Genomic DNA, 22348 nt, shown 5'->3' on the forward strand with positions numbered 1-22348 from the left:
TTGAGTTGACAGGTTGCCCTAGAGTGTCGACAGTGTCGGGTTCCCGGGATTAAAATCCCAGTTTTCCCCACCTACGCTCGTCTCACGATCCATGTCTGACGCTTCTTCGACTGCCCCCAGCCAAGCGGGGGCCACTCCTCAATCCGCCGGCAAACAAACGTTGCTGGACAAAATCTGGGACCAGCATCTGGTTCACGCTCCCGAGTCCGGGCCTGCGATCATTTACATCGATCTGCACCTGGTTCACGAAGTGACCAGCCCCCAGGCGTTCGAAGGGTTGCGGATCAACAACCGCCCCGTTCGTCGTCCCGAGCGGACCATCGCGACTCCCGATCACAACGTACCCACGTCCGATCGCAGCCTGCCCATCGCGGACCCGATCAGTTCCAAGCAGATTCAAACGTTGCGTGAGAACTGCAAAGAATTCGGTGTTCAGCTGTTCGACATCGATGATGTGCGACAGGGCATTGTGCACGTGATCGGCCCCGAGAACGGCTACACCCAGCCCGGCATGACGATTGTCTGTGGCGACTCCCACACGGCCACGCACGGTGCGTTCGGCTCGCTCGCGTTTGGAATTGGAACCAGCGAAGTCGAGCACGTTCTGGCAACGCAAACGCTGTTGCAGTTCAAGCCCAAGACGTTCGAGCTTCGCGTCGATGGCGAGCTGGCTCGCGGAGTCACGGCGAAGGACATGATCCTGTATCTGATCGGTGAGCTCGGAACCGCAGGCGGAACAGGCTACGTGCTCGAATTCACCGGGGACGCTGTTCGCAACCTGACGATGGAAGAGCGAATGACGGTCTGCAACATGTCGATCGAAGCCGGGGCTCGCGCCGGCATGATCGCGCCCGATCAAACCACATTCGACTACTTGCGCGGTCGTCCGGAATGCCCGACTGATTTCGATGCTGCCGTGGAAGAGTGGAAGAAATTGCCATCGGATCCCGGTGCGACGTACGACCGAAGCAACGTCTACCAGGGCTCGGACATCCGCCCGCAAGTGACCTGGGGAACCAACCCGGGTCAGGTTTGCAGCATCGATTCGTTGGTGCCTTCGCCCGGTGACAGCACCGACGTGAACGTGCAGAAGTCGACGGCTTCGGCACTGCAGTACATGGATCTGAAGGCCGGCACGCCGATCACTGAGATCGAGATCAATCGCGTCTTCATTGGCTCCTGCACCAATGCACGGATCGAAGATTTGCGAGCCGCTGCGGCCGTGATCAAAGGCCATCATTGCAGTGACAAGGTCAACGCGATGATCGTGCCCGGCAGTGGCAAGGTGAAGTTGCAGGCCGAAGAAGAAGGCCTGGACAAAGTCTTCACCGACGCAGGATTTGATTGGCGAGAAGCCGGTTGCAGCATGTGTTTGGCGATGAACCCGGACAAGTTGGCTCCCGGCGAACGTTGTGCCAGCACCAGCAATCGCAACTTCGAAGGACGCCAAGGCAAGGGTGGCCGGACCCACTTGGTCAGCCCCGCGATGGCTGCTGCGGCCGCGATCAAAGGCCACTTCGTCGACATTCGCGACTGGGATTATCGCTGAGTTGCCTGGCGGCAATTCTGCCCGGCTGCTAGCGGCTAGCCATTGGCTGCTAGCTGCTTTGTTTCTGTCTTCACGCCGACAACCGGGGCCAGCCCCCATCGGCTAACAAACCACCCCTCCAGAGCTACCAGCCAGACGCGAACAGCGAATGGCTGAAGCCGCAGGCTTTCATCATGCAAAATTTCACCGTACATCAAGGCGTTGTGGCAACGCTGGATCGTGCCAACGTCGACACCGATCAAATCATCCCCAAGCAATTCCTGAAACGCATTGAGCGAACCGGTTTCGGCCAGTTCCTGTTCTTTGACTGGCGTTTCTTGGAAGACGGCGAGACCGAGAACCCAGACTTTGAGCTGAACCGCATCAATGTCAAAGGGGCGTCGATCTTGCTCACGCGTCAGAACTTCGGCAGCGGCAGCAGTCGCGAGCACGCGGTTTGGGCGCTCGACGACTACGGCTTTCGTGCCGTGATCGCGCCCTCGTTCGCCGACATTTTCTTCAACAACTGCTTCAAAAACGGCGTCCTGCCGATCGCGTTGTCAGAAGAGGACGTGGAAGAGTTGTTCCAGCGAGCCGAGAAGGGCAACCCCTATCAGTTGACCGTCGACTTGGAAAACCAGGTCGTCACCGACGGCCAAGGCTTTGAGCGTTCGTTCGAAGTCGATGAGAGTCGCCGGCACAATATGTTGCACGGCCTCGACGACATCGCCCTCACGCTGAAGCACGAAGACAAGATCACCGCGTTCGAAGAAGCTCGCGGCTAAGTTTCGGGGGTCACGGTTCGTGAATGTTGTGCGCGTAAGTGCAGTCCCAACCTTGGGTTGAAACCCAAGGTTCTCCGCGACTGTTGCCACGAATGCATCCGACTCACCCAACCGCGGAGCGGTGGCAGTCGTCAGCCTCGGGTTTCAACCTGAGGTCTCGGCCGCAAACCCTCGCCCTGAAGCCGCGGAGCGGCGACAGGTGCGGTTCCTCGCTCGCGCTTCGGGGGCACGTTTATTCGACGGGCTTGGAAGCCCATCGGAGAAAACGAGCACGAGCACGAGGTAGAAGCAGGGCCTCACTGAGGCTCTTTCCCATTCCTCGCGTTCCATCTGACGCTTTGAGGTCGTGCAGTTTTTAAATGCTGTGCTTGCAATGCCTTAAGCAGGTGCGCAGGTGTCATCGGGTATGTGAGCCGCTGGCGTTAGCCACGGTTTTCACGCACAACCGGGGCTAACGCCCAAACGGCTCACATGGTTGTGCTTGATCACTCCTGCCGACCTGCTTAAGAACCCCGCCCGTGCAGCGGGAGGGGGCGGAAGGCGAGCGTTGAGCGAGATTACCGGGGGAGGGCCATCCGCGCCGCTCCCCATGCTCGGCCCTCACCCTCGCGTACGCCTGAACGGCGTCGCTCTCCCCAAACTGCGTTTCAGGAGAGGTGCGCCGAGTGAAAACCCGCCAAAATGCAGCTTCAAAAAACTGCACGTACTCCTTTGTTGGGTGGGGCTGATTGCCGTGAGTTTCTTGGCTGGGGCTGGTTTCGCTCTTTCGGCCCTCGGTGCTGCTGGGGTAGACCGGATGGGGTGGGTTTCGAAACGCAGGAGAACGCAAGTGGCTTGGTCAGAGATGGAGTTCGCGCGAGAGGGGTTGTCGCTCTCAGCGTCGTTTTTTGCTGTCGTGTCAACGTTTTATTTTTGGTTGGTACGTGCCAATCGTGAGCGAGCCAAGTTGGCTGCCTGCACGGTCACGGGGTTGCGGGGCACGATGCTGATGGCGATGGAGGACACCGCGACCTACCGGCGGGTGGCGCCAGGCAAAAACCAAATCGTGCTGAAGTATTGGTTGAACCTGGCGATCGTGAACAACAGTTCTTTGCCCAACGCGTTGTTGGGGATCAAGGTTTGGATGAAATTCACCGATGGTCGGTGGCACGCGATGGACGTTGCCTCCGTCGACCCCGAAGCGGACCTGTTTCCGCAGAACATTGATCCTCTGACCACGGCTGGGATGAAGCTCGCGCTCGCGACGGAATGGGAGGGCGATGTCTCGGGCGGTTTTCGTGAACGAGAGTGCGCTGCGGGGGATGCGTTGCCGGAATTGGCGCCAGTGCGAATCGAATTGGAGGCTCTGCAGGGGCAGGTTTTCGTGAGCGAATGGTTGGACGACGGGCGGTTGCTGCAGCGAACGACCGAGCAGTCTGGTTTGGCCGCGGCGTGAGCGGGTTGGTTCGTGGCGGATGAAAAGTCCTGGAGGCTGGGCCGACAATTTGTCTGAGATCCGATAGCATTCCGTCTGTTTCAAACCAGACTTCAACGGGATGTGATTGATGACCTTTGCCACGCGGCTCAATGCGGCAATTTTGCGGACCGGATCAGTGACTTGCGTGGGATTGGACCCGCGATTGGCGCAGTTGCCGAAGCCGCTTCGGGACCTTGTGACAGGGGATCGAAAGGATCTGGCTGCGGCCGCTTACACGCAGTTTTGCTGTGAAATCATCGATGTGGTGGCCGACTTGGTTCCGTGCGTGAAGCCTCAAGCGGCGTTCTTTGAACAGCTTGGGCCGGCTGGCATGGTGTCGCTGGGCGAAGTCATCTCGCACGCCAATCGAGCTGGGTTGATTGTCATCACGGATGGCAAACGCAATGACATCGGCAGCACCGCGACGGCGTACGCGGACGCTTATCTGGGCAGTTCTGAGCCGAATCGTTCGCCTTGGGGCAGTGATTCCTTGACCGTCAGCCCCTACTTGGGGCGAGACAGCCTGGAGCCGTTTGTCGAGGTTTGCGATCTCCGAGCGGCTGGGATCTTTGTGCTGGTGAAGACATCCAATCCAGGTGGCGGGTACCTGCAGGATCTCAGCGTGGACGGCAAAACCATCTATCAATCGGTGGCGGAGTTGGTCACGGAGCTGAATCGGCCGCGACTGGACGCGGACGGATACGGGCCCGTGGGCGCGGTGGTGGGGGCGACATACCCCGAGCAGTTGGTCGAGCTGAGGAAGGCGATGCCGCACAGTATTCTGTTGGTGCCCGGTTTTGGGGCCCAGGGCGGATCGGCCGACGACGTCCGGGCGGCACTGGATGCCAATGGGACGGGGGCGGTGGTGAACAGTTCGCGTCACATCATCTTTGCGCACAAACGAGAAGAGTTTTCAGTCGCTGCGGATGAGAGCAATTGGCAGGATGCGGTGCGAGCCGCGACCCTGCAGATGAACGAGCAGCTCCAGGGCTGAGCCTGGCAAGTTCGTCTGGTTTTTTCGTCGCTCCCCTTTTTCTGCCCGATTCCTTGGTGCGATTTCCGCTGCGCAGACGCGTAGAGGGGCTCTCTCGCGAGTCAAGAGCCGGTATTGTCGGCCAAGCTTGGTTTTTTTGTGCGACACAATGTCGCTGATCCTCCGCTGGCCTTGCCCTCACAGGTGTTTCCGACTGATAATCCCGGCCCGCGTCGGCAAGAGTTGCGCGGATGCTCTATTACTTTTTCTTGTCTCGTCAACGTTGCTCGGGCGTGTTGCACATCGAGGTGATCCCTCGGGTGCGAACTGCGGTTGAGATTTGGTTTCCGTTGGCGAGTGATTTGGATCGATCATGAAACGTTTTTTGTTTCCACGTTGGGTCAATCCCTTCTTGGGCGTTCTGGGACTGGCCCTTGTTGGCGGGGGCGTGTACGCCGCTGCCATGGGTGGACTGGTAACGGACCCTCAGACTCTCAACGTGGGCTATCAACCGACGCAACCGGTCCCCTTCAGTCACGCGCTTCACGCGGGACAGTTGAAAATGGATTGTCGGTATTGCCACAACACCGTGTTTGATGCGGCTCACGCGGCGGTGCCTCCCACCGCGACTTGCGTGAACTGTCACTCACCTGCTGCCGAGAATGGGCAAACGCCACTGGGTGCGGTTCGAACGGAAAGTGCCAAGTTGGCACCGATCCACGAGAGTTGGAAAACGGGCCGGAGTGTGGCTTGGATGCGAATTCACAACCTGCCGGAGTTCGTTTACTTCAACCACGCCGCGCACGTGAATTCAGGCGTCAGTTGCGTTTCCTGCCACGGGCGCATCGATCAAATGGAAGTCGTGTACCAACACGAGCAGTTGTCGATGGCATGGTGCATCACCTGTCACCGCAACCCAAATGAACACCTTCGCCCCGTCGAGCTGGTGACCAAGCTTGATTGGAAAGCGGATGACCACGATTGGGGTGAATTCGCCAACCAAGAAGAATTCGCGAAGGCCCACCGAGAAGAACACAACATCAATCCACAAGTCCATTGTGCGGTTTGTCACCGATAGTCCATCAAGACCAACCGGCCCGCTGTATTCGGCTGACTCACCGCAAACTGAACTGAGAAGATTCCACTCCATGACCACTTCGACCCAAGACGCCGGTTTCGATTCTTCCGAAACCTCCTCTTCGTCCGCTGCAGGCAAACCGCAGTACTGGCGAAGCTTGTCGGAATTTCGTCAAGACGACGCGTTCGTCAGCGAATTTTTGCACCGTGAATTTCCGGTCGCAGCATCGGAATTCCCCGAGGGCGTTTCGCGTCGTCGATGGATGCAAATCATGGGTGCGTCGCTGGCCATGGCGGGTGCCGCGGGGTGTCGTTACCCCGAGGAGCTGATCGCGCCGTTTGTGCTGCGTCCCGCTGATCGTGTGCCGGGCGAAACTTATCAAGCGGCAACCAACTTTGAACTCGCCGGTGAAGTCCAGCACTTGCTGATCACCTGCGTCGATGGTCGTCCGATCAAAGCCGAGCCCAACACAACCCACCCAGCCGGTGGCGGAGCGGGCACTCATGCCCAGGCCTGCGTGCTGGGGCTTTACGATCCTGATCGGGCTCGCGGCGAAGCCGGTGTGCCGATCCGTTTCGATGACAGCGAAAAACGACGCATCGAGTCCGACTGGGACGCCTTCGCGAATTATGGGCAGGCTTTGCTGCGATCAGTCGGCGATGGTGGATCGGTTGCGGTGATGATGTCGCCGACGACGTCGCCCACCACATTGCGAATGATCGGCGAACTGCAGAAGAAGCTGCCCGCCGCATCCGTCTGCGTTTACGACCCCATCGATGGCGGGTTGATGAACGAAGCCACCCAGCGTGTCTTCGGCAAACCAGCCACTCAGAAATTTGACTTCACCGAAGCGGAAGTCATCGTTTCGTTCCAGTCAGATTTCCTGGGCAGCGACACGGGCAGCCAAACCAACTCACGCACGTTCGCGGCAAAACGCGATCCAATGCAAGAAGAGACAAAAGGCGAGATGAGTCGTCTGTACGTCGCCGAGGGCGGGTACACGACCACTGGTGCTGCCGCTGATGTTCGCATCGCAATTCGCCCCAGCCAAATGAAGGCCGTCTTGGCCGAGCTTGGACGCCGCGTTGAAAAAGTCAAAGCGGGGGAAACACTTGGCGAAGAGTACGGTTTGGAAAACTTGCCCGGCGAAGGTGCCGCGTACAGCGAAATCGACGCTGCCGCTCGTTTGGACCGATTCTTGAACGCTGCCGCGGCTGACTTGGCCGCCGCTGGTGACAAGGGTGTGGTCGTTGTTGGCGAAACGCTCGGTGCCGATGCAATCGTCGCTGGCATCGACATGAACGCCAAGCTTGGTTCGCTCAGTTCAATCCAAACCTTCCGCCCCGTCGCTGGCGCGGATTTGAAGAACCAGCTCACGCTCCAAGACGCATTCGATCGAATTGCCAAGGGCGACCTGAGCACCGTGTTGTTCGTTGACACCAACGTGGTCCACACCGCACCGGGCGATCTGAATTTCACCAAGGCTCTCGAACGCGTTGAGCACTCGATCTACTTGGGCATCTACGACGACGAAACGGCTGAAAAATGCAGTTGGTCGCTGCCCATGAGCCACCCGCTCGAATCGTGGGGTGACTGCGTCGGGGTCGATGGTCATTACGGCATTTGCCAGCCGCAAATCATGCCGCTTCTGGGTGGTCGCTCCGCCGCAGAAGTCTTGGCGTTGATGCTGGCCGAAGAAGTCACCGAGGGAGAGAAATTGGTCCGTCGCACCGCGGATTCGGTTTCTGGATCGGCAATCAGCGATCGCCAATGGCGAAAACTACTGCACGATGGTTTCTCGGAAGATGTCGTTGTCTCCGCCGAAGAAGTGGCCGCTGGTGAGACGTTGGTCGAGCTCCCTGCCGAACTACCTGAGATCACTTTGGATGTCGATCAAGACGACATCGAGGTCATCTTCACCGCATCGGAAAGCCTCTACGACGGTCGGTTTGCCAACAACGGTTGGTTGCAAGAATTGCCGCAAGCCCTGACGAAATTGGTCTGGGACAACGCCGCGGTGATGAGCCCCCGCACCGCGGAAGCGTTGGGAATCAAACACGGTTTGATGGTTGCGATTCGTCGCGGCGACACACCCGTTGAATTGCCGGTTTACGAAATGCCCGGTTGTGCACCTGGCGTCATCACCACGCAAATCGGGTACGGCCGAACTCGCGTCGGTGCCGTTGGCGGATCCATTGAAATGGATGTCGATCCGGTGGGCGTCAACGTTTCGCCGATTCGGTTCAGCGATTCGATGTTGTACGCTCATCCCGTCGAAGCTCGCCCGCGATACACCGAATACGATTTGGTCACGACGCAGGATCACTGGGCGATCGATGAACTCGGACGCGACGAAGCTGAGAGCCGCAGTTTCAGCCTGATTCGGGAAGGCACGCTCGAATTGCTGAAGAAGCTGCCTGAGTTCACCGAAGCCAAGGGACCTCACGTCCCATCGGTGGGTGAAGAAGGTTCGCTTTGGAAAGAGCCGATCAACCAAATCGAAGAAAGCAAAGATCACATTCCTCAATGGGGCATGTCGATTGACTTGACCAAGTGCCTGGGCTGCAACGCCTGCGTGGTCGCTTGTCAAAGCGAGAACAACGTGCCGATCGTCGGCAAGGAACAGGTCGGCAACAGCCGTGAAATGCACTGGTTGCGGATTGACCGTTACTTCCAAGGCGATTCCGACGTCGCGGACATCGTTCAAGAGCCGGTTGCTTGCATGCACTGCGAAACGGCACCCTGCGAGCAGGTTTGCCCGGTTGCGGCCACGGTTCACACCGATGAAGGTCTCAACGCGATGACCTACAACCGCTGCATTGGCACACGCTACTGCGGTAACAACTGTCCTTTCAAAGTCCGCCGTTTCAACTACTTCAACTACAACAAAGACGTTGGAGTTGGTTACGGCATCGATGCTTACCCAGGCTCGATCGAAACCGCGAATCGCAAGCTGCAGCAATTGGTGCTCAACCCGGACGTCACCGTTCGCGGACGGGGTGTCATGGAGAAATGCACCTACTGCGTTCAACGCATCGAGCACGCCAAGATTGACGCTCGCAAGGACGGGCGGAACGCGGTTCGCGATGGCGATATCGTCACCGCTTGCCAAGCCGCTTGTCCGACCAACGCGATCGACTTTGGTAACATTGCGGATCCAGAATCGGCTGTTTCAAAGGCCAAGGCAGACATTCGCAGCTATGGCATGTTGGGGCAACTCAACGTCAAGCCACGAACGTCTTACAAGGCTCGTATTCGCAACACGCCGTTCGCCTTGATGACTCGCAAGCAGATCGAGGATCTGTCACTCGAGGCACCTCATCACGGTCACGAGGAACACGGGCACGATGACCATGGTCATGACGAAGGCGACCACGGTCACGACGATCACGCTCATGGTGAAGAAGAGCACACTCGGAACCTGACTCGTCCGTTCCAGTTGCCGATCGTCTAGGGACTCGCGTCCCGCCCCCGCATTCATACTCCGAAATCAACCTCCTTTCTCAGCCCTTTCCATGTCTCTCGCAATCCCAAACGGACTGGATAATTCGAACGATCGGCCCGGTCAGCGCGCACCGCTGGTTCTTGGCGACACGAATTATCACTCGATCACCGAAGCGGTCTGCAAGATCGCCGAGCAACCGCCGTCTCGTGCGTGGGTGATCGGGTTTTTGGTTTCCGTTCACTTGGCGACCATGTTGGGTTTGTGCATCGCTTACCTGATCTACACCGGGGTGGGGGTGTGGGGTAACCGGGCACCGATTTTCTGGGGTTGGCCGATTGTCAACTTCGTGTTCTGGGTCGGGATTGGTCACGCCGGAACGCTGATCAGTGCCATTTTGTATCTGTTCCGCCAAGAGTGGCGAACAAGTATCAACCGGACGGCCGAGGCGATGACGATTTTCGCCGTGGTTTGTGCGGGGACGTTCCCGGGAATTCACGTCGGTCGGGCTTGGCTCGCATTTTGGCTGGCACCCTATCCCAGTTTGAACCTTTGGATGTGGCCACAATTCCGCAGCCCGCTGCTGTGGGACGTGTTCGCGGTTTCGACCTACGCGACCGTCTCATTGTTGTTCTGGTACATGGGCATGGTTCCCGATTTGGCGACCTTCCGTGACCGCAGCAAGAATCCAATCCGGCGTGCCGCTTATGGCGTCCTGGCACTGGGCTGGAGTGGTTCGTCACGGCATTGGATGCGATACGAGAAGGCTTACGCTCTGTTGGCTGCTTTCGCTGCCCCGCTGGTTTTGTCGGTGCACACGATCGTGTCCTTTGACTTCGCGGTTTCGCAGGTTCCCGGTTGGCACACGACGATCTTCCCGCCTTACTTTGTCGCTGGGGCTATCTTCTCCGGTTTCGCGATGGTGATCACGTTGATGGTCCCCGCTCGGAAGATCTTCAACATTGAAAAACTGATCACGATCCGGCACTTGGAAAACATGTGCAAGATCATCCTGACGACCGGCTTGATCGTCGGTTTGGCGTACGGAACGGAGTTCTTCATCGCTTGGTTCGGCCAAGTCCCCGAAGAGAAATTTGCCTTCATCAACCGGGCCTTTGGTCCTTACTGGTGGGCGTACTGGACGATGATCACCTGCAACGTGGTTTCGCCCAATATCTTCTGGTCGAAGAAAGCTCGGACAACACCCTGGATCATGTTTGTCGTTTCGATCTTTGTGAACATCGGAATGTGGTTTGAACGCTTCGTGATCACGATCACCAGTCTCTCGCGAGATTACTTGCCAAGTGCTTGGGCATACTTCAGCCCAACGTGGGTCGATTGGTGCATGTTGATTGGTTCGTTCGGATTGTTCTTCACTCTGTTCCTGTTGTTCTGCCGTTTGATGCCGATCGTCAACATGGCGGAGACGAAGGCGACACTCGCCAAAGAATTGCACATGGCTCACGCCAACCATTCGCACGAGGACGATCACTGAGTTTGTTGGTCGCGGCATTCGCGGCCGACGCCTCCTTGACGTGCTGAATCCTGATCACTGAAAACCGTTCATTGAAATCTTTCTCATGACTGAATCCCAACCCAAACCGAAGACAGTCGCGGACGACAAAAAAGTCCACGGTGTCGTCGCCGAATTCACGGATGTCGATTCGCTGCTGGCGGCTTGTCGTCGTGTTCGCGACGCGGGCTACACCAAAGCGGATGCGTTCACGCCATTCCCGGTGCACGGGATCGACACGGCCCTGGGAATCAAACCCACCATTTTGCCATGGATCTCTTTGGCGGCGGGTTTGACTGGGACCACGATCGCACTGTTGATGCAGATCAGCTTGAACGGTCAAACGGAACTGTTCGAAGGCATTCAGTATCCCTACATCATCTCGGGCAAGCCTTTCATCTCCTTGCCGGCGTTCATTCCGGTGACGTTTGAGTTGACGATTTTGCTGGCGTCGTTCGGAACGTTCTTTGGGATGTGGGCCTTGAATGGTCTGCCCCGGTTCAGCAACCCGATGTTCACCAGCCCACGATTCGATCGTGCGACGGACGACACGTTCTTCTTGTTCTTGGATGCCAAGGACTCGCGATTTGACGAAGCCGGTGCGAAGGCCTTGCTGGGCGAACTCGGCGGTGAGTTTGTGGAGCCTGTGCTCGAGGATGACTCGTCCAAAGTCATTCCCAAGGGACTGCTGATCACACTGGCGACCGTGATTTGCCTGTCTTCGATTCCAGCTCTGGCAGTGTTGCGGATGCGAGTGACCAAAAGTGGTTCGCCGCGTTTCCACATCTTCCCCGACATGGACTTTTCGCCCTCGAAGGACGCTCAGCAAACAACCAGTTTGTTTGCCGATGGCCGCGCGATGCGTCCTGATGTTCCCGGAACCGTTCGCCGCGGCGAAATGGATTGGGATTTGAACTTCAAGACCGGCATCGACATGGACGAATTGGCCAGCATCGATGCCCCACGTGCTGCTCAGTTGGTTGCTCTGCAATCCGATGTTGCCGTGGATGAAGAAGACGAGGTGGCAGCTGAAGAGCCTGCCGTTGAGGAACAGGCCGCAGACGAAGCGGCGACGGAGGAACCTGCCCCTGCTGGCGAGACCGGCGAAGCTTCCGAAAACACTTCGGTTGCAGCGACCGCGGACGACACACCTTGGTTGACTGAGAATCCACTCGAGCTGAGCGAAGAAGCTCTGGCCCGTGGTCAACAACAATTCAACATTTACTGCTCCGTCTGCCACGGCATGAACGGGCGCGGAAACGGCTTGGTCAATCGCCGAGCTCAAGAGATTTTGGCGACCACGTGGACGCCACCGTCGAACATGCATGACCCAACGCTGTACTCGGACGTTTACCCCGACGGCAAGTTGTTCAGCACGATCACCAACGGTGTCCGCAAAATGCCAGGTTACGCTTCGCAGATCAAAGCCAAGGATCGCTGGGCGATTGTGGCCTATGTGCGAGCGTTGCAGACCAGCCAGGACGCGACATTGGAAGACGTTCCTGGATCACAGCGATCGAAGATCGAAAAAGAACAGGCCGACGTTCAAGCGAAGTTGAAAGCCGCCGCCGAAGCCGAAGCAGCCAAGGCGGCAGAAGCCGCCGACGCCGAGTAGGTCGCTTTTGTGATCGGCAGGCGGGCAACCGCCCCAGCCGAGAAACGCAAGCGTCCGACGCCGGACCACCCGGCATCAAAACCAGTCATCACATCACTTAGTCTCAGCCCTCACATCTCCCATGTCACACAAAGCGGTCGCTATCAAGCCTGCCGATGACCCGGCATTTCAACTTCCCGCCTCTTTGGCTGGGTTGTCGTTGCCCATGATCATCGGGGGCATCGTGGCACTGGTCGGCGGTGCGTTCTTCTCCAACTCGGCCGTCGGCGGTCGATTCGGGATGTCATCGTACTTGGTGGCTTACATGTACTGCCTGACCCTTGCGATTGGGTCGTTGTTCTTCGTTTTGATCCAGCACCTGTCGCGTGCGGGATGGAGCGTCGTGGTACGACGCGTCGCAGAGCTGATGATGATCATGGTCATTCCATTGGCATTGCTGTTCATTCCCATCGCGGTCTCGGCCTACACCGGATCGTTGTATGTGTGGTCCGCCGAGGGTTACCAAGCCGAGCACGGTATCCCGAGTGCGATTTGGGAGCAAAAGGAACGTTGGTTGAACCCCAATTGGTTCGTCGCTCGGTCGCTCATCTACTTGACCGTTTGGTGTGGCATCGCCGCCTGGTATTACCGCGGTAGCCAACGCCAAGACGAGACGGGCGAGATCACGATCACTGAAAAGCTGCAAGCTCGCAGTGGCCCTGCCGTCATCGCGTTTTCGTTCTGCACATCGTTTGCTGCGTTTGATTGGGTGATGAGCCTGGCTCCAATGTGGTTCTCGACCATGTTCGGGGTGTACCTCTTCACCGGCAGCATTCTGTCCGCGCACTGTGCGATCTGCTTGTTCAGCTTTTTGCTGCAGCGAGCCGGTGCGATGCGAGACGAAGTCACGGTCGAGCACTACCACGATTTGGGCAAATTGATCTTCGGGTTCATTTGTTTCTGGGGATACATTTCGTTCAGCCAATACATGCTGATTTGGTACGCCAACATCCCTGAGGAAACTCACTGGTTCTACACACGGTCGACCAACGGGTGGTTCAACGTCTCGTTGGTGCTGATGATCCTGCACTGGGGATTGCCGTTTGCTGGCACGATGAGCCGCCACGTTCGGCGTCGCCCTTGGCTGATTTCCTGCTGGGCGGCTTACATCTTGGTTTTGCACCTCGTTGACCTGTACTGGATCATCATCCCGGAAGCCGGAATGGGCTTGGGCGGTGCAGCCGGAATCATTGCGACACTGGTTTGCGTGATTGGAATGATCGCTCTGATGTTGGGTTTGATGCTCAAATTGGCCGCTGGAACTCGTGTGGTGCCGGTTCGCGACCCTCGCTTGGGTGAGTCGCTGGCATTCGAAAATTTCTAAACCGATCTGCGTTTTGCGGCAATTTGCCGCTGTTCGGACCCCACCCATCTCCTTTCTACTGAATCCTTACTCATGGCAGCCTACGACGACCTCAATGTCAAACGAATCGCGGTCATCAGCGTGATCTCGATCTTGGTCACTGCGGTTACCGTGTTAGCGGTCCAGGTCCTGTACTTCGCGATGGCGGACATTGTTGATGAACGCAAGGTTCAATCGGCTTCGTATTCCCGCCAGAACGCGGTGCTCGCGGACCAATCCGCTGAGATTTCGCGTTACGGCGTGGATCCGGAAACGGGCAATGTGACGATTCCCGTCGAAGACGCGATGAAGAAGATGGTCAAGAAGGCCGGTTCGCAAGACGAAGCCTGAGACCACGACCCTTTCAACCCATCCCTCCCCAGCGATCCACTATGAATACGCTCGTTTCCCGCCGAATGACCCACCGCTTGCCACTGGCAAGTTGGGTGTTCGTGGCCGGAATGTTCGCGTTCGTGGCTGGCGTCGGATCACCTGTGTCGGCTCAGCCCAGCACGGGGGCCATGGAACAGGGAGCACCGGTTCTGCTGAACGATGGTGTGCCAATGGGAGTGGAGAACGTCACCGTGGAGCAGCGTTTGGGCAATCAACTGCCCGGCGACATGAAGCTGATCGATTCGAAGGGCCGCCAATTCACGCTGAGTCATTACCTCGATGGTGAACGTTCGCTGATTTTGACGCTGAACTACAGCAACTGCCCGATGCTTTGCAACGTGCAACTGAATCAGCTCGCTCAATCGCTCGACCAGATGGACGACTTGAAGATTGGTGAAGATTTTCAGTTGCTCAGTGTCAGCATCGACCCGACCGAAACCGATCAACGACTTCGCGACACGAAGAAACGATACGTCGAACAAGTTCCTTCGCATGAGAAGGCAGAAGAGGGATGGTCGTTCACACGAACGACAAAGGCCAACGTGGAACGCTTGGCCAAAGAAGTGGGCTTCTCCTACAAGTACAACCCCCGCACCAAAGAGTACGCTCACCCGGCGATGCTGGCGTTTGTCTCACCCGACGGTGTGATCACGCGTTATTCGCTTGGCGTTGCCTTTCCCCCGGACCAGATGAAGTTGGCGTTGGTCGAGGCTGGTCAAGGCAATGTGGGCGGGATCGTCGATCAGTTTGTGCTGTGGTGTTACAGCTATGACCCAAACGAAAACAGTTACGTTCCGCAGGCTTGGAAGCTGATGCGTTTGGGCGGTGGGATGACGATCACTTTGCTCGGGTTGGCGTTGCTGCCTTATTGGCGAGGCCGCAAAGGTTCGCCAGCCAACGCCACCGACGACGAAACACCTGACGGCAACGTCAACTCAACCGCGGGTCCCGATGGCACATCGGAACCGGCACCTTTGAAACCAACGCAGTGGCATTTGCACGGGAATGCCGACTGACGATCGCTTGCGACCTCAGCAAGACCAGACAACCGAATCCACTGCGACCTGAAAATCATTCACTCAAATGTTTCCTGCAATCGAATCGCTCGCCATGACGTTTCCAACTTTGTTGGCTGACAAAAACGCGGACTTTTGGTTTCCCATCCAAGGTTCATCGTTCGCCGAAGAAGTTGATTGGGTTTATGACCTGATCCTGTACATCAGCTTGGCATTCTTCGTGCCGATGATGGTGTTCATGGTTTGGTGCCTGTTCAAGTACATCAAGGCTCGCGGGACCAAGGCTGAAAGCCAACTGTCGCACCACACAACGCTGGAGTTGACCTGGTCAATCGGGCCGTCGGTGTTGTTGGTCTGGATGTTCGTTCAGGGGTCGATTTCGTTCCTCGACATGCGGAGTCCGCCAGAAGGTTCCTACGACATCGGTCTTCAAGCGTTCAAATGGGGTTGGACGATGGATTACGGGAACGGCACGTTCCACCCCGAATTGCACATCGTCAAAGATGAACCCACCAAGCTGTCGATGCGCAGCACCGACGTGATTCACAGTGTGTTCATCCCCGCCTTTCGCGTGAAGAAGGACGTTGTGCCGGGTCGGTACAACTACATGTGGTTCCAACCGACCATTGCCAGCGAACAGATCAGTGCCGAGCAACTTGCCAAGCTGAAGAAGCAAAACGAAGGCACCGCCTGGGACTACGACAAAGTCCACACCATCGAAACCGAAGATGGTGAAAAAGAGGTGCAAGTCACTCCCGAGGGCTACACGTTCTTCGACCTGTACTGTGCCGAGTATTGCGGCACGAACCACTCCGAAATGCAAACCGTGGTTGTCGTTCACGAAACGCAAGCGGACCTGGACGCCTGGATCAAGGCGAACAGCAGTCGCGGTGAAGTCTCGATGGAAGAGTGGGGCGAGTTGCTCTACGGCCGTCGTGGTTGTTCCGGTTGCCACTCGGTCGACGGTTCGAAACTGGTTGGCCCGTCCTTCAAGGACGTTTACGGCAGCCAGCACGGATTGACCACCGGTGAGAATCAACTCGTCGATGAAAACTACGTTCGCGAATCGATTCTCGCACCCAAGGCGAAGGTTGTCGCGGGTTATCAACCTGTCATGCCGAGCTACAAAGGGCAGCTCAGCGACGACGACATTGCCTCGATCATCGCTTACTTGAAGTCGATCAGTGCCAACGCATCGTCCCAACCGGCCGCCGCCGAGGCTGAACCGGAAGCAGAATCCGCCGAATAATTCGTTTAGAGATTCAGGCTGATTCGGTAAACTGACTGAAGCCTTTTCAAAGCACACCCATCACCGACACGTTTTACGGTCTCCAGAAGGGACGCCAATATGTCCAATGCAACACTCCCAGCGGGCGCTCGCGACCCCGGTTATCCAACCGAACGCGAAAACTACCTGACCAACTCCTCGGGCATCCTCAGCTGGGTGTTCACGCTGGATCACAAACGCATCGGGATGATGTATTTGATCGGCGTGGTGAGCGCGTTTGCAATCGGTGGTTTGCTAGCCCTTGCCATTCGTTTGCACCTGTTGAAACCCGATGGATTGCTGTTCACGGGCGCCGAAGGCAACAACATCTACAACCAAGTGTTCACCCTGCACGGGGCGATCATGGTGTTCTTGTTCATCATCCCGAGTATCCCGGCGGCACTGGGGAACTTCCTTGTGCCTGTCATGCTGGGTGCGAAGGACGTTGGTTTTCCGCGGTTGAACCTCAGCAGTTTCTATCTGTGGGTGTTTGGGGCGTTGTTCTTTGTGAGCGCCTTGTTCAGCAGCGGGTTGGACACCGGTTGGACGTTTTACACGCCCTACAGCACAACGACTGACACCTCGGTGATTTTGGCCACCTTGGGTGCCTTCATTCTGGGATTCAGCTCGATCTTCACCGGTCTGAACTTCATTGTCACGATCAACACGATGCGTCCACCGGGCATGACCTGGTTCAAGATGCCTTTGTTCCTGTGGGCGACTTACGCGACCAGCATCATTCAGGTGTTGGCAACGCCCGTCCTCGGGATCACGTTGTTGCTGCTGATCGCAGAACGCACGATGCACATCGGGATCTTTGATCCTGAATTCAACGGCGACCCGGTGACCTACCAGCACTTTTTCTGGTTCTACAGTCACCCCGCTGTGTACATCATGATTCTGCCAGCCTTCGGGATCATCAGCGAACTGATCAGTGTTCACAGTCACAAGCACATCTTTGGCTATCGCTTCATCGCCTACTCCTCGATCGCGATTGCTCTGTTGGGCTTCTTGGTCTGGGGACACCACATGTTCACCGCAGGCATGAGCTCGTTGACCACCATCGTGTTCTCCGCGTTGACGTTCACGGTTTCGGTGCCGTCGGCGATCAAGGTGTTCAACTGGTTGGCGACGATGTACAAGGGCTCGATCAGCTTGACGACGCCGATGTGTTACGCGATCTCGTTCATCTTCTTGTTCACGATCGGCGGTTTGACCGGCTTGTTCCTCGGAACCTTGGCGACAGACCTGCACCTTCACGACACGTACTTTGTGGTCGCTCACTTTCACTATGTGATGGTTGGTGGAACGTTGATCGCTTTCCTCGGTGGTGTGTTCCACTGGTGGCCGAAGATGGTCGGGAAGCTCTACAACGAAACTCACGGGCGGATTGCCTCCCTGTTGGTCTTCCTCGGATTCAATGGCACCTTCTTGCCACAGTTCGTCTTGGGCAGCCGCGGGATGCCTCGTCGTTACGCGACTTACGATCCCGAGTTCGCGTTCTTGCATCAGCTCAGCACGTTTGGTGCTTTGTTGCTCGGAGTTGGTTTGCTGTATGCGTTCATCGTGCTGATGGTTTCGTTGGCCAAAGGCCGTCGTGCCCCTGCCAACCCCTGGGGTGGCGTGACGTTGGAATGGCAATGCACCAGCCCACCGCCGTACTACAACTTTGAACGTCCACCCGTTGTTGGCGATCCATACGATTTCCACAATCTGGAATGGGACGCTGAGAACGAGCGATACGTCATGACGGAGCCAGAACGCAAACTGGTTCCTGAGTCCACGCCTGATGAAGTTCCCGCCCATGCTGGCGGCCAAAAGTAGTTGAGATCTGCCCTGCGTCGAATTGTCCATCTTGATGGATCGTGCGACGTTCGGGGGCACTTGTTATAAATCCCGCGGCATCGGATTGGTGCCGCTTTCCGTTTTGAATCAGTTCACACGTCGGCCCACCGCTCATGGCAACGATCGACTCCGTATCTTCACCAACCGATGCTCACGCGGATGATTCGCATGGGCACGATCACGATCATCCATCTTGGTTGGCGCACCATTTCGAGACCCCCGAACAGCAATTTGACAGCGGCAAGCTGGGCATTTGGTTGTTCCTGGTCACGGAGATTTTGTTCTTCAGTGGAATGTTCTGTGCGTACGCCATCCTCCGAATGCTTCGACCGGAAGTCTTCGAGGGTTGCAGCCAGTTCCTGAACACGAAATTGGGTGCGATCAACACCGGCGTGCTGCTATTCAGTTCGCTGACGATGGCGTGGGCCGTTCGCTGTTCCCAAACGGAAGAGCACAAGAAGTTGGTCGCGTTGATTGCGACCACGCTGTCCTGTGCGATGGTCTTCCTGGGTGTGAAGTCGATTGAATACTCGCACAAATGGGGCATGGGATTGCTGCCGCCGGGAACGTACTTCTACAGTGCTGCCAACGAGCACCCGACCGCCGCTCAGATGGTGGAGTTGCACGGCTTCTCGGAGTCGACTGCGTTCTTCCTGACGAACAGTTTGTATTTCCTGTGTGCTCCGTTTGCGTTGATCGCGGCGGGCGTCTTCATTTGGTTGGTTGTCTCGAAAATCTCGGGCAATGCCTTTCAGTACGCTTGTGCGAAGCCACTGTTGGTCGTCGCTTTGAGCTTCTTCGGGGGCGTTGGACTGGGCACGATTCTGGAGTCCGGTGGCGAGCATCATGGTGATGAGCATGTCGCTGCAGCTGGCGATCATGCCGATGCGGAACACGGCGACGCAGATCATTCGCACGCCGTGGCGACCGTTGATCATGCAGAAGAAGTCGCGGACGAATCCGACGCCAACATGGTCCAAACGCCTTTGGGCGATGACTACGCGGCGGTGAAACTGCTCGCTGAAAACGAAACCAACACCGGTCTGAAGGATTTGGTGGTCGCGGAGCAGACTCAGCAAACCATGGCTGAAGGCAAGATTCTGAAGGATTCATCCACCAGTGACGCGGGGATCTCCACTATCCCAGGTAACGTCAACACACCACGACAAGCCGGTGTGTTCTTTGGGATTTACTACTGCATGACCGGTGTTCACGCGATTCACATTTTGGCTGGGATCGGTGTGCTGGTTTGGCTGTTGATCCGTGCGATCCGCCAAGACTTCAATCGACACTACTTTGGCCCAGTTGATTACGTCGGCCTGTACTGGCACATCGTCGACTTGATCTGGATCTACCTGTTCCCGCTGCTGTACCTGATTCGCTAGTTCAGCCGCGGAGCAGTTCATTCGCATTCCTCCTCATTCAACGACCTCTCGAAAGTTGCAATATGTCTGACCACGGACATTCCGCGAACACCGATTCGGCACACTCGCACGACGGCCATGCCGAGGGCGATTTCGCGCACCCCATTCCGTTGCCGCTGCTGTTCGGTGTGTTCATCGCACTTGTTTTTCTGACGATCGTGACCGTCGCTCAGGCCAACTTCGACTTGGGCAGCATTGACATTGCGATTGTGATGTTCATCGCCACCATCAAGGCGGTCTTGGTCGCTTTGTTTTTCATGCACTTGGCGTTCGATAAACCGTTCAACCTGATCGTGTTCCTGTCGTCGTTTGTGTTTGTCGGCTTGTTCGTGACCATCACGTTGAGTGATGCGAAGATGACGTCTCCGGCCAACGAGAACATTGTCGACGAAGTGCCGGTTGCGGTTTCCGTCGATTTGTAGTGAAACCCTGTCCAGCGGATATGAATGCCGCTTGGCGCGGATCTGAAATCAGCCCGGCACTTTGTGACCGGGCTTTTTCGTGTCGAGGCATCTTCAACGCGACCGGCTGCGCGTGATTCCCCCTAATAGACTGGGTGGATTCACCTCCTTTTTCCAAGCTGGTTGGACTGCGAGGTGTTTTTGGCCGGAAAGGTTGACCGAAATTGCCTAAGCTGTTTTCTTGGCGTATGTTTGCAGGTTCAGACATTTCTTCAGGAGAAAATCAGCGATGCGTTCTTTGTCCGGTTCTGTGTTGGCTTTGTTGGCAGCAGTGAGTTTGGGAACCTCCTTGGCGAGCAGTCCCGCAAGAATTGTTGCGGAAGAATGGAGCCCGGTCGTTGTGCCGACTGGTGAGTACCGAGCTCAAATTCAGGCGACGCCCATTGCCGAACGCCCTGGTCGATTGTTCCATGTGTATGGCAACACCGTTCGCTGGGTGGAGAGCGCTGAGCAAACCCCATTGACCTACCGTCCGCTTCGACGCGTCGTGATCGGTACCGATGGGGTGCAATCCGGACGTGGGACCAGTCGCCCATTTGGTCGTCGCTAGTCATTTGGGGCGGCCTGCCGTTCAGATCAAGGGACTCAATGCGGTCCCGCTCTCACCAGGCTGTTGATTCAGTGCGTTTCGCAGATTGAGCAATCAGCCGATGGGCGCTAGCGTGGACTGCGAAATCGTTGCTGTCGGCGTTCTGATCGCGAAAGCAATTTTTCTTCCGGCTTCTGTCTTTCTTCATCCCGGTAGGGATGTCAGATGGTAGCCGGGGGTCGCTGCGTAGCAGCGTACCCCCGGAAAAGGAGCTCCCATAAAACTCTCCATCCCGCCGTGGCCAATGGCCACGGCGGGATGGAGAGTGGCGGCGTGGGGGGCGTGTCCATCGGTGGCGCTGTCGCTTACCGACGGATACCATCTGACATCCCTACCGGGATAAAAAGTTGCGCAAACGCATGGCCGCCACAAGCCCATTGATTTAGCAGGCCAGCGCTCGCTCACGAATACCGAAGACGAACCGGACGCTATCGCGTTCCAGCTGACTCAATCAGCAAGCCGTCACGCGCCGGGCTAGGATTTCCAAGCACTTTGGATGGGAACCGCTCAATCAACGAACCGTCGACGAGTTTCTCGACTCGCAAGGGAAGACTGCGGTGGTCTGCCAAGCCAGTCGGCAGGAGTCTTTCGTTGATTGCTCAACGGTTGGTCACACCGATTCGATTCGTGCGGTGAATTCGCGAAAATCTTCGAGGGTGTCGATCCCAGGCGCCGACGACTCGACGGGAGTGACGACGATCGTTTTGCCCGCTTCGATGGCCCGCAGTTGCTCGAGTTTTTCGATTTGCTCGAGCCTTCCTGGCGGTTGCATCGCGAACCACAGCAAAAAGTCTCGGCGGTAGGCGTACAGTCCGATGTGCTGCCAGTAATTCGCTGGTTCCGCATTCAGCAAGGCGTCGGTCAATCCATCGCGAGGATGGGGGACAGCGGCACGGCTGAACGTGATCGCTCGCTGGTCATCGCCCAGGACCGCTTTGACACAATTGGGGTCTTCCACGCGTTCGCGATCGCGAATGGGGCAGGCAGCGGTGGCAATGTCTGCCTCGGGATGTTGCATCAGCAATTGGGCGACCGCATCGATTGTCTTGGGATCGATCTCCGGTTCGTCTCCTTGAACGTTGATGAAGATATCGATGTCTTCATGCAGCAGGGCGACTTCTGCAATCCGGTCGGTTCCGCTTTGGCACTCGACGCTGGTCAGTCGAGCTTGTCCACCGAAGGAATCGACTTCGGCGGCCAAGCGTGGATCGTCCACTGCGACGATGACTTCCTCGCTGACGGAGCATCTCATTGCGGCTTCGTAGGTGTGCTGCAGCACGGATTTGCCACCCGCTTGCAACAGCAATTTCTGGCTGAGGCGGGACGATGCCAAGCGAGCGGGAATGACGATCATGGACTTCATGGTGGTTCCGATGGCTTGGGGGAAACGAGTCAATGGATCGGTGAAGCGGACTTAGGGCAATCCGGGGTGGCATCAGTGGAATCGAAGCGGATTTGAGATGCAAACGCCGTTGTTCGCAGCACAAGGCTCGATTTGGAAACGCTCCGGGATGAATCGCGTGTGTTGCCTCCCTGGAGTGTTGAATCCGGTTAGAACTAGAGCACCTCGGATGAGGCAGTG

General features: G+C 57.0%; 17 protein-coding genes. 16 read left to right on the forward strand and 1 reads right to left on the reverse strand.

Annotation, left to right across the window (positions count from 1 at the left end; genetic code table 11):
• Window positions 1-91 precede the first annotated feature (91 nt).
• The 16 genes from leuC (at window position 92) to UH5x_RS22425 (ending at window position 20727) form a co-directional block, all read left to right on the forward strand.
• On the forward strand, window positions 92-1549 hold the full coding sequence (gene leuC / locus UH5x_RS22350; protein ID WP_047814905.1) for a 3-isopropylmalate dehydratase large subunit: 1458 nt from the start codon (window positions 92-94) through the stop codon (window positions 1547-1549).
• A gap of 173 nt (window positions 1550-1722) precedes the next feature.
• Window positions 1723-2313, forward strand: coding sequence for a 3-isopropylmalate dehydratase small subunit (leuD, locus tag UH5x_RS22355; RefSeq protein ID WP_047814904.1), 591 nt, complete (start codon window positions 1723-1725; stop codon window positions 2311-2313).
• Window positions 2314-3208: 895 nt separating this feature from the next.
• Window positions 3209-3748, forward strand: coding sequence for a hypothetical protein (locus UH5x_RS22360; RefSeq protein WP_482633730.1), 540 nt, complete (start codon window positions 3209-3211; stop codon window positions 3746-3748).
• Between the two features lie 109 nt (window positions 3749-3857).
• Complete coding sequence (gene pyrF, locus UH5x_RS22365) at window positions 3858-4763, forward strand: orotidine-5'-phosphate decarboxylase (RefSeq protein ID WP_482633731.1); 906 nt, start codon at window positions 3858-3860, stop codon at window positions 4761-4763.
• A 352-nt stretch (window positions 4764-5115) separates the two neighbouring features.
• Complete coding sequence (locus UH5x_RS22370) at window positions 5116-5820, forward strand: cytochrome c3 family protein (protein ID WP_047814900.1); 705 nt, start codon at window positions 5116-5118, stop codon at window positions 5818-5820.
• A 70-nt stretch (window positions 5821-5890) separates the two neighbouring features.
• Window positions 5891-9274, forward strand: coding sequence for a TAT-variant-translocated molybdopterin oxidoreductase (locus UH5x_RS22375; protein WP_482633732.1), 3384 nt, complete (start codon window positions 5891-5893; stop codon window positions 9272-9274).
• Window positions 9275-9335: 61 nt separating this feature from the next.
• Complete coding sequence (nrfD, locus tag UH5x_RS22380) at window positions 9336-10757, forward strand: NrfD/PsrC family molybdoenzyme membrane anchor subunit (protein ID WP_047814898.1); 1422 nt, start codon at window positions 9336-9338, stop codon at window positions 10755-10757.
• Window positions 10758-10842: 85 nt separating this feature from the next.
• Window positions 10843-12390, forward strand: a complete 1548-nt coding sequence (locus UH5x_RS22385; protein ID WP_482633733.1) for a quinol:electron acceptor oxidoreductase subunit ActD — start codon at window positions 10843-10845, stop codon at window positions 12388-12390.
• 121 nt (window positions 12391-12511) lie between these two features.
• Entirely contained in the window at window positions 12512-13753 is a 1242-nt protein-coding gene (locus UH5x_RS22390; protein WP_047814896.1) for a hypothetical protein, read from the forward strand.
• A 72-nt stretch (window positions 13754-13825) separates the two neighbouring features.
• Window positions 13826-14122, forward strand: coding sequence for a hypothetical protein (locus UH5x_RS22395; protein WP_047814895.1), 297 nt, complete (start codon window positions 13826-13828; stop codon window positions 14120-14122).
• Window positions 14123-14163: 41 nt separating this feature from the next.
• On the forward strand, window positions 14164-15180 hold the full coding sequence (locus UH5x_RS22400; protein WP_482633734.1) for an SCO family protein: 1017 nt from the start codon (window positions 14164-14166) through the stop codon (window positions 15178-15180).
• Window positions 15181-15247: 67 nt separating this feature from the next.
• Window positions 15248-16429, forward strand: coding sequence for a c-type cytochrome (locus UH5x_RS22405; RefSeq protein ID WP_482633735.1), 1182 nt, complete (start codon window positions 15248-15250; stop codon window positions 16427-16429).
• A gap of 99 nt (window positions 16430-16528) precedes the next feature.
• Window positions 16529-18271 carry a cytochrome c oxidase subunit I gene (locus UH5x_RS22410; protein WP_047814892.1) on the forward strand — a complete coding sequence of 581 codons (1743 nt, stop codon included), beginning with the start codon at window positions 16529-16531 and terminating at the stop codon, window positions 18269-18271.
• Between the two features lie 134 nt (window positions 18272-18405).
• Window positions 18406-19677 carry a cytochrome c oxidase subunit 3 gene (locus UH5x_RS22415; RefSeq protein WP_047814891.1) on the forward strand — a complete coding sequence of 424 codons (1272 nt, stop codon included), beginning with the start codon at window positions 18406-18408 and terminating at the stop codon, window positions 19675-19677.
• A 62-nt stretch (window positions 19678-19739) separates the two neighbouring features.
• Entirely contained in the window at window positions 19740-20138 is a 399-nt protein-coding gene (locus UH5x_RS22420; protein ID WP_047814890.1) for a cytochrome C oxidase subunit IV family protein, read from the forward strand.
• 268 nt (window positions 20139-20406) lie between these two features.
• Window positions 20407-20727: a hypothetical protein gene (locus UH5x_RS22425; protein WP_236696285.1), complete on the forward strand. Its 321-nt coding sequence runs from the start codon at window positions 20407-20409 to the stop codon at window positions 20725-20727.
• A gap of 649 nt (window positions 20728-21376) precedes the next feature.
• On the opposite strand, the gene kdsB is transcribed toward UH5x_RS22425, so the two are convergent.
• Window positions 21377-22129 carry a 3-deoxy-manno-octulosonate cytidylyltransferase gene (kdsB, locus tag UH5x_RS22430; RefSeq protein ID WP_047814889.1) on the reverse strand — a complete coding sequence of 251 codons (753 nt, stop codon included), beginning with the start codon at window positions 22127-22129 and terminating at the stop codon, window positions 21377-21379.
• Window positions 22130-22348 lie beyond the last annotated feature (219 nt).

This window comes from Rhodopirellula sp. UH5, from assembly GCF_056839225.1.

Bases quoted from the DNA above. Each gene is read 5' to 3' on its own strand.
- leuC (WP_047814905.1), top strand. From the start codon at position 92: ATGTCTGACGCTTCTTCGACTGCCCCCAGCCAAGCGGGGGCCACTCCT.
- leuD (WP_047814904.1), top strand. From the start codon at position 1,723: ATGCAAAATTTCACCGTACATCAAGGCGTTGTGGCAACGCTGGATCGT.
- pyrF (WP_482633731.1), top strand. From the start codon at position 3,858: ATGACCTTTGCCACGCGGCTCAATGCGGCAATTTTGCGGACCGGATCA.
- UH5x_RS22370 (WP_047814900.1), top strand. From the start codon at position 5,116: ATGAAACGTTTTTTGTTTCCACGTTGGGTCAATCCCTTCTTGGGCGTT.
- UH5x_RS22375 (WP_482633732.1), top strand. From the start codon at position 5,891: ATGACCACTTCGACCCAAGACGCCGGTTTCGATTCTTCCGAAACCTCC.
- nrfD (WP_047814898.1), top strand. From the start codon at position 9,336: ATGTCTCTCGCAATCCCAAACGGACTGGATAATTCGAACGATCGGCCC.
- UH5x_RS22385 (WP_482633733.1), top strand. From the start codon at position 10,843: ATGACTGAATCCCAACCCAAACCGAAGACAGTCGCGGACGACAAAAAA.
- UH5x_RS22390 (WP_047814896.1), top strand. From the start codon at position 12,512: ATGTCACACAAAGCGGTCGCTATCAAGCCTGCCGATGACCCGGCATTT.
- UH5x_RS22395 (WP_047814895.1), top strand. From the start codon at position 13,826: ATGGCAGCCTACGACGACCTCAATGTCAAACGAATCGCGGTCATCAGC.
- UH5x_RS22400 (WP_482633734.1), top strand. From the start codon at position 14,164: ATGAATACGCTCGTTTCCCGCCGAATGACCCACCGCTTGCCACTGGCA.
- UH5x_RS22405 (WP_482633735.1), top strand. From the start codon at position 15,248: ATGTTTCCTGCAATCGAATCGCTCGCCATGACGTTTCCAACTTTGTTG.
- UH5x_RS22410 (WP_047814892.1), top strand. From the start codon at position 16,529: ATGTCCAATGCAACACTCCCAGCGGGCGCTCGCGACCCCGGTTATCCA.
- UH5x_RS22415 (WP_047814891.1), top strand. From the start codon at position 18,406: ATGGCAACGATCGACTCCGTATCTTCACCAACCGATGCTCACGCGGAT.
- UH5x_RS22420 (WP_047814890.1), top strand. From the start codon at position 19,740: ATGTCTGACCACGGACATTCCGCGAACACCGATTCGGCACACTCGCAC.
- UH5x_RS22425 (WP_236696285.1), top strand. From the start codon at position 20,407: ATGCGTTCTTTGTCCGGTTCTGTGTTGGCTTTGTTGGCAGCAGTGAGT.
- kdsB (WP_047814889.1), bottom strand. From the start codon at position 22,129: ATGAAGTCCATGATCGTCATTCCCGCTCGCTTGGCATCGTCCCGCCTC.